The organism is Photobacterium sp. HL06, assembly GCF_059552575.1.
Map to the genome: position 1 here is coordinate 2818572 of NZ_CM183914.1, position 15318 is coordinate 2833889.

A 15318-nucleotide genomic window follows, 5' to 3' on the forward strand; every position below is an offset into this window, starting at 1 on the left:
TTATACCCAAACAATTTGGGGCAGTTATCAAGCTGCCCGCACGCTCATAAGAGCGAGTTGAAAAGGAGGCCACATGAACAAATACCTCATCTTATGCGTTGATGATGAAAGAGAAGTCCTCGACAGTGTGTTGCATGATCTGAGCAGTCTTGAAGAGTATTTTATTATTGAAGCTGCCGAGTCTGTCGACGAGGCCAAGGAGGTGCTCGCCGATACCATTGCCGATCATATCCCCTTAGCGTTGATCCTATGTGATCATATTATGCCTGGCGAAACTGGGATTGATTTTCTGATTGAGCTTAAGCACCAATCAGAAACAACCCGATCGCGCAGGGTGCTGCTGACCGGTCAGGCCGGGCTTGAAGAAACCGTTCAGGCCGTCAACAATGCCAGCCTAGACTACTACATTTCCAAACCGTGGGATGGTAACCAGCTCAAAGACATTGTTATCGATCAGCTAACGACATACATCATTGATAATGAAAAAGAATTAATGCCTTGGGCCAGAGTGCTTGATACCAGCAGGATCATGGTGGCTCTCAGTGATAAACGCTTATCGCTATCAGACATATAATTGTCATACAAACCTTTCCGGGTAAATATAAAAATGTTATGTTGATCACATAATCAGTTCTCCGGAAAGGTGACATATGAAAGTAGCAGTCTTCAGCACCAAGAAATATGACCAAAAGTCATTCGAGATCATCAACGACAATTACCAACACGAATTGGCCTTTTTTGAATTTCGTCTAACCGAACAAACAGCCAGAATGGCACAGGGATTTGATGCAGTATGCGCATTTGTAAATGATGACCTGAGCCAAGCTGTACTTGAAGAGCTCGCTCACAACAATATTCGCCTGATTGCCATGCGCTGTGCCGGCTTTGATAAAGTCGATCTCGATGCGGCCAAAACACTGGGTATCCAGGTTGTTCGCGTGCCGGCTTATTCACCAGAAGCCATTGCCGAGCATACCTTGGGGCTGATGCTGAGCTTAAACCGCAGGATCCACCGCGCCTATCAACGAACCCGAGATGCCAACTTCTCTCTCGAGGGACTCACCGGCTTTAACTTCCACGGCAAAACGGTCGGGGTCATAGGGACCGGCAAGATAGGTATTGCGACGATCCGCATTCTCAAAGGCCTAGGCATGAATATTTTGGCCTACGACCCGTATGAAAATCCCATTGCCATTGATTTAGGCGTCACTTATACCTCCCTGGATGATATTTACCAACAGGCCGATGTAATCACCCTGCATTGTCCGATGACCCAGGAAAACTACCATATGCTCAATGCCGATGCCTTTAAAAAAATGCGGGATGGGGTAATGCTCATTAATACCAGCCGTGGTGAACTGCTTAACTCCAAAGATGCAATTGAAGCCCTGAAAAACAGTAAAATTGGCTCACTGGGTATCGATGTGTACGAAAATGAAAAAGACCTGTTCTTCGAAGACAAATCCAATGATGTGATTAAGGACGATGTATTCCGTCGCCTGTCAGCCTGTCACAACGTGTTGTTTACTGGTCATCAAGCATTCCTTACCGAGGAAGCGCTGGGCAACATCGCTGATACCACACTGAACAACATTTCTCACTTCGAAGCAGGTAGCGCATCAAGCAACGAATTAATTCAATAATACGATCTGCGGGAGCCCGCTCCCGCTAACCTTCCAATAGCTTACGAAAATATACTCTGCTAACGACAAAACAAATAATCGCGCTTCAGATCACGTTTTTTTGTGATTTTTGCTGCATTTTTACTCTGCTCTCTGCCTAAATAGCAACTTACTGCAGTAAAAATCTATGATTGGTCTGCTTTGTCCATTAAAATGTCCTCATTATTTTAGGCTCCACGGACTAATTTTCATGCGTAAAACACTCCTTGCCACAGGCATTATCTTGGCATCTATTTCAGCGTCTCATGCTGAGTCACAGACGACCATGAGTAATTTCAGTTACGACTACGCTGAAGCGCGTATTGGTATTAGCCCTCTGACTTATGGTGCTGGCTTCAGTAAATCTATTCACCCTAATGCTCACCTTACCGGCTCTGTTGATACCGAGTTCGACAGCGACTGGGATGTAGCCCTAGGTGTCGGCTTCCACGCACCAGTGAATAACTGGGCAGACATTACCGGTGAGATTAAAGCTCGAAATGCCAAGAACAAAGGCGAGTTTGACAGCTCTGGCGGTAAGCTGGGCATGGAAGTCAATATCGGTGTTCGTCAATGGCTTGGCCCGCAACTTGAAGTTGGCGGCCAAATTGGTCACCTGAACATTGATGACCACGAGAAAACAATCGGTATGATTTATGGCCGATTCCACGCGACTGAACTGTTTTCTATCGGTGTTCAAGGCCGCTTCAACGAAATCTATAGTGATCAGATCATGCTGACCACACGCTTCAAGTACTAATCAGTGCCTGAGCCCTGTAACACATAATCTCTTAAGCAGCCCCTAACAGGGGCTGTTTTCTTTTTACCACTTTCACCCTGTGGTATTGCTATTCAATTTCGGCTTTTAACCAATCGATAAAAGCCTCAATCCTAGGTGATAGCGCCATCTCTCGCCGGCAAACAATGTAATAGCTCAGCGGTGATAACACCGACATGGCAAATGGAGCCACCAATCGCTCGTCGTCAAGCTGCTCGGCAATGAATGACTTCCGCCCCATCGCCACTCCAATCCCACGCTCGGCGGCTTGCAGCGCCAAATCTGCACGATCAAAGGTACAGCCAGCCTCTGGCAATGTCACACCATGGCGCTGCGCCCAGTATTGCCACTCATCATTGCGTCCCGCTCTTGCCCACGGGGCTGCATCATGCAGTAACAAACACGCACTCAACTTTTCAGGCTTACCATACAAGTCATGGGCCACCGCATATTCGTGGCTACATACCGGGAGCATACTCTCATCCATTAACTTTTCAGAGTGTAGGCCCGCATATTTGCCATGACCAAAATAGATTGCACAATCAAAGGTTTCGGTTTGGAAATCAATTAGCTCATTACGGGTACGAAGATGAAAGCGCAGAGCTGGATATTTATCGATAAACTGCTTCAGCCTTGGCAGTAGCCAAGTTTGGGCAAATGTTGGCGGTACCGCAACATTAAAATCCCCGCTCAGCTCGAGCGTTTTTAAATCTCTTATTTCGTGAGCAATATCGCCAAAATTATGGGCAACAACCGTTTTTAGCCGCTTCCCTTCTTCCGTCAGCATTAACTTCCTTGGCTGACGAATAAAAAGCTGTACCCCAAGACTCTCTTCGAGATTCTTGATTTTATGGCTAACGGCACTTTGGGTTAGGCACAGTATTTCGGCCGCCCGGGTAAAACTCATTTGATCGGCAGCAATCAGGAAACAATGCAGCCCGGAGAGAACCGGGCCAGTCAGTCTGGGTAGTCGCATATAGCTTTATTTTAAATCAAGAAATTGCTGCCATCTTACAATAAAAAAAGCCACCGAAATATGGTGGCCAATCACTACCCACTTAAATGACTAATGCCTGTTACTCAATGGCACGCAACAAACGCTCTTTGTGATCATCTTTAAGTAATGTCCAATGGCAGCCATCAATAGCCCCGGCGAACATCCACAGTAACTTTACATCAATATCTTTACCGTGCGAGCTGCGTACCTTCCGATAGACCTCCGCCGCCCCCAGCGAAATAAAGCTGCTTACATCCGGAATACCAGCCTTCTTAACCATACGCTCCAAGGTTAGGCGCATATTCGGCAGATCACGAAGACGCTTGCTCTGTTCTGATGATTTGAATGCTTTCTCTTTATTAGAGACCTGAATAGATTCTTTAACCAGCTCATCACATTGTTCTCTGTCATCTAAGAACAGGTGCGTCACATCATAATAATTTACAACAGCCGTGGTACTACGTTTTATGTGCTTAAACTTACTGCAGTCAAACGAAGCCAATTTTTCATCAAGAGCTTCGCCACCACGCAGAAACATCGATTGATCAGTTAAAATTGCATACATGGCACCATTGATGAAAACGCCAGTACCACCAAACATTGAACGTTTCTCATAGCAACCAAATTCGCGAAGATAATTAAATAAGTCATCCTTGATCGATCGCACAATATTTTCCCCCGTTAAACGTTATTGGTCGTTTAATTTCCAGTAACATCAGACAAAATGCGTCAACAAATTGACAATGACACATTGAAGCAATAATTTCCACATATGAAACAGGTAACACCTGGATTTGAGATTTGAGGCATATTACTCAATGCGAAATAAGTAAAAAGGGACAAATTTTGACCATATTTTTTGCGTACAACATCCCAAAAAACGACGGTACAATTCGGTTCCCCGTTATCGTTATTCTTGCCAGTCGAGACTATGGTTATAAATAATAAGTGGAGGGTATATCATGGTCGACATTGCACTCTTTCCGTCATCTAACCATCTTCTGCCTAATGGACGGCTAGAAATCACGATTGCTGAAGAACGATATATCCGAATGGTCAAACAGTCTTTGGCTGCCGAAAGAAGCTTTGCGCTTTGTATGCTTAACGAAGCTGAAGTGCATGACGAAATTAAAAAAATTCCAGCCATTGCCACCGAAGTTCATATCATTGACTTCAATGCGCTTGAGGGTGGGCTGTTGAGTATCCTGGTTGAAGGCCTGCAAACTGTTCGCTTGCTAGCCATTCGGATCGACAGTGACGGATTACTACTAGCAGATTATGAGCCCTATCCACACTGGTCAGCCGCCCCAATAGACCCCACCACCCGCTGTTTATCTGAAAAGCTGAGACTATTTTATGCCACGATGCCAGAAATTGGCTCTTTGTATCCGACTCCTGGATATGACGATATTACTTGGGTCTGCCAGCGCTGGCTCGAAATTCTCCCGTTAGAAGTTCATTATAAACAGCTATTAATCACCCAAGAAAACATAAGGCTCACAGTGCGCTTTTTGCTCAAATTATTAGACAACGACGACCTTCCTACGACAGAGCTTGTATAAGTTAAATCTTTAAGAACTATTTCGATTTTTTTTAGATTCAATCGCTGTCTATCAGTAACAGCTCAAGATAGAATGAAGGCCTCGATTTCAAGTTAGTAGTTGTAATGGCACACGTATCTTTTTTTTGGCTAAAACCAGAGAATGACAAAATCGTAAAAGGGTTGGAATCTGAATTCTGTTCTTTAGTCAAAGACGCTGTCAAACAGAACCGTCTTACCCTACCTCCTATTCCAGATGTCCTCGTTAAGCTCCACGCCCTATGTAATAGCGAAGATACAACCATCCGCGATGTTGCTGATTTATTGCTTGATGATCCTGGTATGGCGGCATCCATTGTCAAAATTTCCAATACCATGATGTTTAATCGACGTAATGTCGTTTGTCACGATATCCAAACCGCGGTTAGTCGACTCGGTATTTTAAGAGTCCGCGATATTATCACAGCACGGGCAATCGAAGAGCTCAAGAGCAAAGGCAACTTCAGCACTGCATGCAATTCACTGTTAATACAGAGTGCTATCCGCTCCAGACAACTCGCTGCAACCATGGCAATTGTTAGCCAAGGGCTAATCAACCACCCCGACACACCTGTTAAGGTTGAGCAGGAAAAGTCGCTACTCGCCGGGTTGTTTGCCGATATAGGCCTATTTAGTCTGATACATGAATACCAAGCCTACTTGGACAACGGCAATTATCTGGATATTGATGTTGCCAAATATGTATTTGAGCATTGCTGCCAGGAAGCCAGCTTAATTATTCTCAAACACTGGGGCTTTGATAATGATTACCTTGAAGTGGCCTGCAACACAGCATTGCCATATCGAGGCCAGCGCCAAGACACCAGCTATTTAGATATTGCACGTATGGCAAATCATCTATTGCTATTCAAAAACAATGATGATGCCATTGAAGACCACCATGTTGAGCTCGACCTGGCTGGTGCCGAAGTCATGTATGAGCTGACTAATATGCCTGAAGCCGAGTTTGACTCCCAAATTCGAAATGTGATTAAAAATAGCGGATTTTAATTGCTGCGCCTTCCCCCAGATACCCTCCGGCCAGTGCGTTACCACAGTTGCTATATTGACCCTGTCTAATTGATACTGATAAGCTGCTTGATTCATGGAGGAGTAGCAGCTTATTCATTTGAATTTATTCAGTTTTGGACAAATTTATCATAGCAAGCCCCTACATAGCATGACTACACAAGTATAGGCGCTACGCAACACACATCAAACTATCGTCGTAAGGATACACATGTTTTCGGGAATGCTTTATATCTTCTTGCCGTTGGTGATCGGTTACCTGATCCCGGTTGACAAGGAATCAGTACTGAATTTTATCAACACACAAACTAGCCGCCTGGTTTTGGTGATCCTTGCGCTTATGGGATTAAGCCTGGCAGGATTGGATAACCTGGGGCAAAACCTAAACCAAATTCTTACCTATACTGCTGTTTTCTTTATCTCTATCAGCGCTTGTAACCTACTCGCACTGCCACTGGTCGATAAACTCTGGCCGACAGCCACTAGCCAGGATCATCGCCAGCTGCCGTTTATGAAAATGATAATGGAATCAGTCAAGCTGGTGCTGGTCGTTGCCGGGGGGCTGGTTATCGGCCTGTTATCAGGTATCGGACTTGACTGGGTCGACCAGGCCAGCGAAGTCATTCTTCTGATCCTGCTGTTTCTGATCGGGATCCAGCTTCGCAATAGCGGAATGACCTTGCGTCAGATCTTACTCAACAAAAAAGGCATTACCATTGCGTTAGTCATTGTCTTGACCTCTTTGCCTGGCGGGATCATCGCAGCTACCATCCTGGATATTCCGATGACCCATGGCTTAGCGATGGCATCGGGCTTTGGCTGGTATTCGCTTGCCGGTATCTTGATGGGTGACGGCCTGGGGCCTATTTTTGGGGGAGCAGCCTTTCTCAACGAGCTACTGCGGGAACTCATCGCCCTGAGCCTGATACCAGTTATGATAAGCCGCTACCCAAGTACCGCGATTGGCTACGCCGGGGCCACAGCAATGGACTTCACCCTGCCGGTGATCCAGAACTGCGGCGGGATCAGGTGTGTGCCAATTGCGATAGTCAGCGGGTTTATCCTCAGCTTGCTGGTACCGTTTTTGATGTTGTTCTTTCTATCGCTATAGGTTTTAGGTAGCTAGTTCCTGGATCCTCGTTCCTAGGTAAAAGCAAAAGCGCGCAGCCGTTATTTATTAAGAGCTTACTTATTTAGTCAAGCTCTTAGCTTTTCCCAGGGCCTGCGCCTCCAAGGACCCGCTTTTTCTCTAGGAACCAGGATCTAGAATCTAGGATCTTCCCCCCTACAACGAAAAAGGGAAGCCGAAGCTTCCCTTTATAATCAGATGATTAAATAACCGTATTAATGATTACGGATCCACTCATCCATATCAGATTTCAGGTTGTCAGACTTAGTACCGAAGATCGCCTGAACACCACCGCCAGCAACAACAACACCTGCAGCACCTAGCTTCTTCAGCTTTTCTTGGTCTACTTTATCAATACTTGCTACCGCAACACGCAGGCGGGTAATACAAGCATCAAGGCCTGTGATGTTTTCTTTGCCGCCAAATGCCATCACTAGCTCTTTCGCTAGCTCAGAACCCGTCGATGCTTCAACGGCGCCTTCTTCCTCATCTTCACGACCTGGCGTTTTTAGATCAAGTTTGGCAATAACAGTGCGGAATATGGTGTAGTAAATCGCCGCGTAAATCAGCCCCATGAATGGGAATAGCCATAGCTTTTGCGAATTAGCAGAAAGTACTACGAAGTCAATAAAGCCGTGCGAGAACGTCGTACCATGAATCATACCCAGCATATTGGTCATCACGAACGCAGAGCCCGCTAGCAGTGCATGGATTCCGTACAGCACAGGTGCAACAAACAGGAAGGAGAACTCGATAGGTTCGGTAATACCTGTCAGGAATGAAGTCAGCGCAGCTGAAATCATAATACCACCGACTTTTGCGCGGTTCTCAGGCTTGGCCGAGTGCCAAATCGCAATTGCTGCAGCAGGCAGGCCGTACATCTTGAACATGTAACCACCCGCCAGCTGGCCAAAGCCGTTACCCGCGATACGTGAGGTTTCATCGGCAACCAAATAACAGGTCAACACGCCATTCTGGGTTTCACCCGTAGCATTTACACAGCTACCCGCTTCGAAGAAAAACGGAACGTTCCAAACATGATGAAGACCAAAAGGAATAAGAGAACGTTCAACGACACCGTATATACCAAAAGCCAGCGTTGGATTCTGATGGGCTGCCCAGTCAGAAAAAGCGGCAATACCGCCGCCAATCGGCTGCCAAATTACCGATAGCAACAGAGCAAGGCCAATTGCACAGAAGCCCGTCATAATCGGAACAAAACGCTTACCCGCAAAGAAACCCAAGTAATCAGGGAGTTGAATACGGAAGAAGCGGTTAAAAGCCCATGCCGCCAAGCCACCGACCAAGATACCGCCTAGAACACCGGTATCTATCTTGTCTACACCCATAACGGAAGCCATAACCGCAAGTGTTGCGGCCATGATGCCATAACCAACAATAGCGGCAAGACCCGCTACACCGTCATTGTTCGTAAAGCCTAATGCTACACCCACTGCGAACAGCAGCGGCATCTGGCCAAATACAGAACCGCCCGCCTGCTCCATAATTTGAGAGACAACGTCTGGTAGCCAGCTAAAATTAGCGGCACCAACCCCCAGCAGAATACCTGCTACCGGCAGAACCGATACAGGCAGCATAAGCGCCTTACCGACTTTCTGCAGGTTAGCAAAAAGGTTCTTAAACATAGTGTGCTCCTGAGTGAGATTGTTTTATTTAGATTTCAAGTCAGTGCAAGCGACCTACCCCCGTAGTCATAATGCTAGCACCACTTTCCTTTTTTATTGCGGCATTAGTATAAAATGCGGCGCTAAATATAACTTGATAACCATCAATAATGCCAACAAAGCATGAAATAAAGTTTCATTATTATCAATAAGAAACAATCAACTCACTACTAAAAACAATCGAAATACACACTTAACCAATTGATAAAACTAAAATAAATCAATAATCACCCACCACAAAGTAAATGTAATTATATTTCACCTTTGTAAGTTAAGTTACTTTACGTAACGAAGTTAAACAGATGAGAAGTTGCAGAATAAATAATCAGAACAGCAGGTTATTCTTTTACACCCAACAAAATAGGCTAAAGAAAAAACAACACTTATAAAAAAAGGAGCCAGAGCTCCTTTTTTTATTTAATAAGTGTTCAGTTAGCGTTCGGGGACCGGTCGGCTCGCGAAAAAAGGGTAAAGAAGTTATTAGTGGTTACTTCTTCAACTTCTTCTGCCGATACACCTTTTAATAAGGCAATATACTCAGCCACTTCACGCACATAGGCAGGCTGGTTCTGCTTACCACGGTATGGGATCGGAGCCAGGTAGGGTGAATCGGTTTCAACCAGTAAACGTTCCAATGGCAGGCTGCTAACGACGTGCTTTAACTCGCTGGCCTTATTGAAAGTCACAATGCCCGAAATAGAAATATAGAAGCCAAGCTCAATGGCTTCCTGGGCCATCTCCAGGCTCTCAGTGAAGCAGTGCAAAACACCACCACACTTTTCAGCCCCCTCTTCGCGTAGGATCCGCATCGTATCTTCACGGGCCATACGGGTATGGATGATCAGAGGCTTATTCAGCTCTACTGCCAGACGTACATGCTGGCGGAATATTTCTTGCTGCTGCTCGGCTAACTCAGGCTGGTAATGATAATCCAGGCCGGTTTCACCAATGGCAACGACACGGTCATGCTGGGCAAACTCCTTCAATTGGTCGAAGTCAAAGCCCGCCTCAATATCTAACGGATGCACACCGCAAGAGGCAAATACATTCTCATACGGCTCAATCATTTCCATCATGGCCGGGAAGCTTTTCAGGGTCACGCCAACAGACAGGAAGTAATCGACTCCCCGCGCCTTTGCCTTGGCTAACACATCATCAATCCCTGTATGCAGTTGCTCGTAATCCAGTTTGTCCAGGTGACAATGTGAATCAACTAACACGGTTCTTTCCTCAAATTTATCTATCTACGTTAATCGGCAATAAAGCCAGTTAGCCACTCAACAATTAGCAGCTCTTCATTCAAACCCGTATGCTTTTCCAGCTTCTGGTGCAGCTCATTGGCCTTACGCACCTGACTCAACAGCACGATCGAGTTTACCTGCGAGGCGACGGCCTGTACTTTATCCAGTGACTCATCATGAACTAAATGAGCTCCGACACCTTGCTGAAGTTTAATACAGTCAACCAGGAAGTAGCTGAGCCACTTGAGGCTAACCACTCCCTCGCTGGTGCAAAGCGCCGCGACATCATAAATGCCGGTAAAGGGGGGCTGCAGAAACCCGCTAAAAGCCTCAAGCAGGTTTCCATGGCGAATGTCCTGCCCCTGCTCAATAAACTGCTGGGTAGCCAGTGGTGCGCCACCGTTTAGGCGTACCGACTCCAGTTTGACTGTCTGCATCATCTGTCTCTCAACCCAGCGTCGGGTTTCTTGCTCATCCGGAACAGGAAGACGCCATTTATTACAGCGGCTGTTAACGGTCGGCAGTAAACTGTCCAGTGACTGGGCCGTCAAAATATACTGGCACCCCGACGGCGGCTCTTCCAGCGTCTTTAGCAAGGCATTGGCTGCCGCTTCACCCAGCGCGTCAGCATGCTCTATCATGATCACCCGCTGTCCGGCCAATTGCGAGGTTTCGACCGCCCACCGGTTACACTGGCGAACCGCATCGACACCAATCTGCTTGCCTTCTTGCAAAGGGGCGATGATATGGAAATCAGGGTGGGTCCCTGCAGCAAACAGCTGGCAACTATGGCACACACCACAAGGCTCGGTCTCACAGTTTTGACATAGGACTGTCTGTGCTAGCTGTTTTGCCAATACTTCACGACCGCTCCCTTTTGCCGCAAGCAGTAGTATTGCATGATGCAGGCGCTCCTGGCCGAGTAACTGCTGCCAGTTTTGCCACAAAGTCTGCTGCCATGGGTAAAGCATACTATTGCTGCTCCAGCCAGATCGTCAGCGCCTGAGCAATATCAGCCGTTACGGCTTCCAATGACTGGCTTGCATCAATGATGACCACCCGAGGGTCATTTTCTGACAGCTCGAGAAAGCGAGCACGGGCACGATGGAAGAAATCAATGTTCATCTGCTCAATACGATCTAGCTCTCCCCGGCCACGAGCACGCTCAAGGCCAAGTACCGGATCAATATCCATGTAGAGGGTAAAGTCAGGACGGAAGTCACCCAGCACGGTATTGCGTAAATTTTCCATCAACGCGGTGTCAAAACCACGGCCACCGCCCTGATAAGCCTGTGATGACATGTCATGGCGATCCCCAACCACCCAGCGACCTTCTGCCAGGGCCGGCTTAATCACGTTGTCGACCAGCTGAATACGCGCCGCATAGAGCAACAGCAGTTCAGCCATGTCCGTAAGAGGCTCATCGGGATGACCTTCCTTGACCAGTGCTCTCATTTGTTCGGCAAGCGGTGTACCACCTGGCTCACGCGTTAACGCCGGGGTTTCAATCCCATGCTTTGCCAATACGTCGGCGACTTGCTTGATTGCCGTACTCTTGCCAGCCCCTTCAAGGCCTTCAATTACGATGAATTTACCAGTCATTATTTTTTCTTTAGTGTTCTTAAATATGCACGTACAGCACGGTTGTGCTCAGTTAGCGTTTTTGAAAATTTATGGCCACCTTTGCCATCGGCGACAAAGTAGTAATAGCTACTGTCTTGCGGTTTCACCGCCGCAAGAACCGATGCCTTGCTTGGCATTGCTATCGGTGTTGGTGGTAAGCCGAAGATGGTATAGGTGTTGTACGGTGTCGGTGTTCGTAAGTCACGCTTGCGAATATTACCGTTATACTTATCACCCATGCCGTAAATTACGGTTGGATCCGTCTGGAGACGCATTTTCTTATTGAGACGGTTCATAAAGACAGACGACACCACTGTACGTTCGTCATCTACCGCCGTTTCCTTCTCAATGATCGATGCCATGATCAGGGCTTCATAGGGTGTTTCCAGCGGGATGGTCTCATCACGGGCATCCCACGCCTGATCCAGTAAACTGGTCATCTGGCGGTATGCGCGTTGCAAAAGCTCTAGATCCGTTGTACCTGCCGTATAGTGGTACGTTTCGGGCAATAAGTAGCCTTCCAGCTTATTGATATCCGCGCCTATTGCCTTGGCAATCTCGGCCTCGGACATGCCTTCAGTCTTGTGGATCACCTCAGGTGCCGTACTCAGCTGTGCCAACCAGTCAACAAAGCGATCGCCTTCAACCAGGGTAATCGCAAATTGGTATTCCTTACCGGACGCAATCAGCGCCAGGACATCACGTAACGTACCTTCGTTGGATATTTGATAAGTACCCGTTTTAATATGGGTAAGCTCTGGCTCTAGCCGGTAAATCCATCGCGTCCATGGCGAGGCTGGCACGATGTTCTTTTCCGCGAGCTGATTCAGCAGGCCACGGAAACTTGTACCCGGGTTTACCGTTACAAATAGTTCTGTGTCATGAGTAACCGGTTGTTGCAACGAAGCCTTCACCTGCTGATATGACCACCCTAGCCCTCCAGCAGCAATCAATCCCATCAAAACAACTGCTATTACCAACTTCTTTAGCACGTATACAACCTCTTGTTTAATGCATTCAGCGCTGTGCGCGCTGTAAATCGAATTCCGTTTATTTCCGTGACTGGCACTAACGCCATCAGGGCATTAGTAATAAAGACTTCGTCGGCGCAAAGCAATACATCGAGCGGCTTTTTGACAAACTCTAAACAATACCCGCTCTTGGCCGCGAGTTCGATCACATGAGCACGCATCACCCCATGGACGCCGGACATGTCCAGCTCTGGTGTATAAAGCGTATCGCCTTTACGCCAGAAAATATTAGACGCGGTCGCTTCTATCACATTGCCATTGATATCAAGCACGATGGCATCGAGCCAGCCTTCCTGATCAACTTCTAGCTTGAGTAGCACCTGCTCTAAACGATTGAGATGTTTATAACCCGCCAACATCGGCGCAAGTGCCAGCCGTTGCTGACAGACACCGAGAGCAATGCCTTGTTGCTGCCACTCGATATAGTGAGCCGGCCAGGCAAAGTCAGAAATGATCACCTGGGTCGCAACACACCCTGCCGAGCTATACCCCCGGCCACCCGTACCGCGGCTAATCAGTACCTTGACCCCACCTTTGTCCGGGTAAGTTGCCGCCAGTTGATGAGCCTTCTCGGTTAACTGTTCCCAATCAGGCTCTTCAATCTGAAATGCAGCCACATTCTTCTTGAGTCGCTGCAAATGCATCGGCCACAGCTGCGGCCTGCCCTGCTCAACAAGAATGGTTGTAAAGCAACCATCGCCATACTGCATGGCACGGTCGGTAATAGGAACTTCACATTGCTCGATGCCGTTTACCAGTATCATCCCAATATCTACCCAGCAAAAATCACAGATAAAAAAAAACGGCCCGGTGCAAAACACCGGGCCGTTCAATGATAACAGGTTATCGCTAGATTTTCTTAAATAGCAACGAGCCGTTAGTACCGCCGAAACCGAACGAGTTACACAGCGCATACTCTAGATTAGCCTGACGAGCTTCACCTGGAACATAATCCAAGTCACAACCTTCATCCGGGTTGTCAAGGTTGATTGTTGGTGGAACAACCTGATCAACCAGTGTCATTGCAGTAATGATAGATTCTACAGAACCCGCTGCACCCAACAGGTGGCCAGTCATCGATTTAGTCGAAGAAACCAATACTTTATCAGCTGCAGCACCCATAGCGCGTTTGATACCTAAGGTTTCAGCCACATCACCTGCAGGTGTTGAAGTACCGTGTGCATTCACATAGCCAATTTCTTCTGCGTTGATACCCGCATCGCGGATCGCCGCTTCCATTGCCAGTGCGCCGCCAGAACCGTCTGCGCTTGGTGATGTCATATGGAAAGCATCGCCACTCATACCAAAGCCAACTAGCTCAGCATAAATTTTCGCACCACGAGCTTTCGCGTGCTCGTATTCTTCAACAACCATCATGCCTGCACCGTCACCTAGTACGAAACCGTCACGGTCTTTATCCCACGGACGTGATGCTGCTTGAGGATCATCATTTCGGGTTGATAGTGCTTTCGCCGCAGCGAAACCACCCATGCCGAGCGGCGTTGATGCTTTTTCCGCACCGCCTGCTAGCATGGCATCTGCATCGCCGTAAGCAATCATACGCGCAGCATGGCCAATGTTGTGAAGGCCAGTTGTACATGCCGTAGAGATAGCGATGTTCGGACCACGAAGACCATGCATGATAGACATGTGGCCTGCGATCATGTTTACGATTGTCGAAGGAACAAAGAACGGGCTAATTTTGCGCGGGCCTTTTTCCAACAGAGCATGATGGTTAGCTTCAATAAGGCCTAGACCACCAATGCCAGAACCGATAGCCACACCAATACGTGGGGCATTTTCTTCAGTAACTTCAATACCAGAGTCTTTTAACGCTTGTACGCCTGCTGCAATGCCGTATTGAATGAACAAATCCATTTTGCGGGCATCTTTCTTGGTCATGTACTCTTCGCAATTGAAGTCTTTGACCAGACCAGCAAAACGAGTAGCAAATGCGCTAGCATCAAAATGCTCAATAGTGCTAATACCGCTAGTGCCGGCCAGAAGAGCTTTCCATGAAGATTCAACAGAATTGCCAACCGGTGATAGCATACCCATGCCAGTAACAACTACGCGACGTTTCGACACGATTAATTTCTCCGGGAATTGAGGATAAAACAGATTTTGAAATAAAATCAGGCGGTCATGGTGACCGCCTGGAGGGTGTTCTTAATTACTCAGATGCGCCAACAACGTAGTCGATAGCAGCTTGAACTGTAGTAATTTTTTCAGCTTCTTCGTCAGGAATCTCAGTATCGAATTCTTCTTCAAGAGCCATTACTAGTTCAACAGTATCTAGAGAATCAGCACCTAGATCGTCAACGAAAGAAGCTTCGTTCTTAACTTCTGCTTCGTCTACGCCAAGTTGCTCAATAATGATTTTTTTTACGCGTTCTTCGATGTTGCTCATTAATCTATTTCCTTAAAACAAGAATTCGCTAATGCGATTTGCTGTAGTTTATTCATTACTGCAAAAGTTGCAATACTCAACCCGCTGGTCAAACCACGATTTTCAGAGAAAACTAGATGAGTTTGACTTGCATCATCAAGTTATGCAACTTTTTT

16 protein-coding genes are annotated in these 15318 nt (G+C 47.1%); 6 read left to right on the forward strand and 10 right to left on the reverse strand.

Annotated elements, in window-relative coordinates:
* The first annotated feature begins 73 nt into the window (after positions 1–73).
* From AC51G0_RS12835 to AC51G0_RS12845, 3 genes are all read left to right on the forward strand, one after another.
* Complete coding sequence (locus AC51G0_RS12835) at positions 74–574, forward strand: response regulator (RefSeq protein ID WP_496298924.1); 501 nt, start codon at positions 74–76, stop codon at positions 572–574.
* A 76-nt stretch (positions 575–650) separates the two neighbouring features.
* Positions 651–1643 (forward strand): 2-hydroxyacid dehydrogenase, encoded by a 993-nt coding sequence (locus AC51G0_RS12840; protein ID WP_496298925.1) that lies wholly within the window; start codon positions 651–653, stop codon positions 1641–1643.
* A 229-nt stretch (positions 1644–1872) separates the two neighbouring features.
* Entirely contained in the window at positions 1873–2421 is a 549-nt protein-coding gene (locus AC51G0_RS12845; protein ID WP_496298927.1) for a hypothetical protein, read from the forward strand.
* Positions 2422–2509: 88 nt separating this feature from the next.
* On the opposite strand, the gene dsdC is transcribed toward AC51G0_RS12845, so the two are convergent.
* Both dsdC and AC51G0_RS12855 read right to left on the reverse strand, forming a co-directional pair.
* Positions 2510–3415: a DNA-binding transcriptional regulator DsdC gene (gene dsdC / locus AC51G0_RS12850; protein WP_496298929.1), complete on the reverse strand. Its 906-nt coding sequence runs from the start codon at positions 3413–3415 to the stop codon at positions 2510–2512.
* Between the two features lie 100 nt (positions 3416–3515).
* Positions 3516–4037: a TfoX/Sxy family DNA transformation protein gene (locus AC51G0_RS12855; protein ID WP_496301941.1), complete on the reverse strand. Its 522-nt coding sequence runs from the start codon at positions 4035–4037 to the stop codon at positions 3516–3518.
* 361 nt (positions 4038–4398) lie between these two features.
* Between AC51G0_RS12855 and AC51G0_RS12860 the strand changes: the two genes are divergently transcribed.
* The 3 genes from AC51G0_RS12860 (at position 4399) to AC51G0_RS12870 (ending at position 7155) form a co-directional block, all read left to right on the forward strand.
* Positions 4399–4998, forward strand: a complete 600-nt coding sequence (locus AC51G0_RS12860; protein ID WP_496298931.1) for an LON peptidase substrate-binding domain-containing protein — start codon at positions 4399–4401, stop codon at positions 4996–4998.
* Between the two features lie 104 nt (positions 4999–5102).
* Positions 5103–6026: an HDOD domain-containing protein gene (locus AC51G0_RS12865; protein ID WP_496298932.1), complete on the forward strand. Its 924-nt coding sequence runs from the start codon at positions 5103–5105 to the stop codon at positions 6024–6026.
* Positions 6027–6255: 229 nt separating this feature from the next.
* On the forward strand, positions 6256–7155 hold the full coding sequence (locus AC51G0_RS12870; RefSeq protein ID WP_496298933.1) for a LysO family transporter: 900 nt from the start codon (positions 6256–6258) through the stop codon (positions 7153–7155).
* A 233-nt stretch (positions 7156–7388) separates the two neighbouring features.
* Here the strand turns inward: AC51G0_RS12870 and ptsG are convergent, their stop codons facing one another.
* The 8 genes from ptsG to acpP all read right to left on the reverse strand — a co-directional run bounded on the left by ptsG (position 7389) and on the right by acpP (position 15163).
* On the reverse strand, positions 7389–8819 hold the full coding sequence (gene ptsG, locus AC51G0_RS12875) for a PTS glucose transporter subunit IIBC (RefSeq protein ID WP_496298934.1): 1431 nt from the start codon (positions 8817–8819) through the stop codon (positions 7389–7391).
* A 467-nt stretch (positions 8820–9286) separates the two neighbouring features.
* On the reverse strand, positions 9287–10078 hold the full coding sequence (locus AC51G0_RS12880; RefSeq protein WP_496298935.1) for a TatD family hydrolase: 792 nt from the start codon (positions 10076–10078) through the stop codon (positions 9287–9289).
* Between the two features lie 29 nt (positions 10079–10107).
* On the reverse strand, positions 10108–11070 hold the full coding sequence (gene holB, locus AC51G0_RS12885; protein WP_496298936.1) for a DNA polymerase III subunit delta': 963 nt from the start codon (positions 11068–11070) through the stop codon (positions 10108–10110).
* 1 nt (position 11071) lies between these two features.
* Complete coding sequence (tmk, locus tag AC51G0_RS12890; RefSeq protein WP_496298938.1) at positions 11072–11701, reverse strand: dTMP kinase; 630 nt, start codon at positions 11699–11701, stop codon at positions 11072–11074.
* Entirely contained in the window at positions 11701–12714 is a 1014-nt protein-coding gene (mltG, locus tag AC51G0_RS12895) for an endolytic transglycosylase MltG (RefSeq protein WP_496298939.1), read from the reverse strand. The genes tmk and mltG overlap by 1 nt, the downstream gene beginning before the upstream one ends.
* Complete coding sequence (gene pabC, locus AC51G0_RS12900; RefSeq protein ID WP_496298941.1) at positions 12708–13517, reverse strand: aminodeoxychorismate lyase; 810 nt, start codon at positions 13515–13517, stop codon at positions 12708–12710. Before pabC ends, mltG begins: the two co-directional genes overlap by 7 nt.
* A gap of 85 nt (positions 13518–13602) precedes the next feature.
* Positions 13603–14841, reverse strand: coding sequence for a beta-ketoacyl-ACP synthase II (gene fabF, locus AC51G0_RS12905; RefSeq protein ID WP_496298942.1), 1239 nt, complete (start codon positions 14839–14841; stop codon positions 13603–13605).
* Between the two features lie 85 nt (positions 14842–14926).
* The gene (acpP, locus tag AC51G0_RS12910) at positions 14927–15163 is read right to left on the reverse strand and encodes an acyl carrier protein (RefSeq protein WP_016961388.1); all 237 of its coding nucleotides are present in this window, start codon (positions 15161–15163) and stop codon (positions 14927–14929) included.
* Between the last annotated feature and the right edge of the window lie 155 nt (positions 15164–15318).

Bases quoted from the DNA above. Each gene is read 5' to 3' on its own strand.
- AC51G0_RS12835 (WP_496298924.1), top strand. From the start codon at position 74: ATGAACAAATACCTCATCTTATGCGTTGATGATGAAAGAGAAGTCCTC.
- AC51G0_RS12840 (WP_496298925.1), top strand. From the start codon at position 651: ATGAAAGTAGCAGTCTTCAGCACCAAGAAATATGACCAAAAGTCATTC.
- AC51G0_RS12845 (WP_496298927.1), top strand. From the start codon at position 1,873: ATGCGTAAAACACTCCTTGCCACAGGCATTATCTTGGCATCTATTTCA.
- dsdC (WP_496298929.1), bottom strand. From the start codon at position 3,415: ATGCGACTACCCAGACTGACTGGCCCGGTTCTCTCCGGGCTGCATTGT.
- AC51G0_RS12855 (WP_496301941.1), bottom strand. From the start codon at position 4,037: ATGTTTGGTGGTACTGGCGTTTTCATCAATGGTGCCATGTATGCAATT.
- AC51G0_RS12860 (WP_496298931.1), top strand. From the start codon at position 4,399: ATGGTCGACATTGCACTCTTTCCGTCATCTAACCATCTTCTGCCTAAT.
- AC51G0_RS12865 (WP_496298932.1), top strand. From the start codon at position 5,103: ATGGCACACGTATCTTTTTTTTGGCTAAAACCAGAGAATGACAAAATC.
- AC51G0_RS12870 (WP_496298933.1), top strand. From the start codon at position 6,256: ATGTTTTCGGGAATGCTTTATATCTTCTTGCCGTTGGTGATCGGTTAC.
- ptsG (WP_496298934.1), bottom strand. From the start codon at position 8,819: ATGTTTAAGAACCTTTTTGCTAACCTGCAGAAAGTCGGTAAGGCGCTT.
- holB (WP_496298936.1), bottom strand. From the start codon at position 11,070: ATGCTTTACCCATGGCAGCAGACTTTGTGGCAAAACTGGCAGCAGTTA.
- tmk (WP_496298938.1), bottom strand. From the start codon at position 11,701: ATGACTGGTAAATTCATCGTAATTGAAGGCCTTGAAGGGGCTGGCAAG.
- pabC (WP_496298941.1), bottom strand. From the start codon at position 13,517: ATGATACTGGTAAACGGCATCGAGCAATGTGAAGTTCCTATTACCGAC.
- acpP (WP_016961388.1), bottom strand. From the start codon at position 15,163: ATGAGCAACATCGAAGAACGCGTAAAAAAAATCATTATTGAGCAACTT.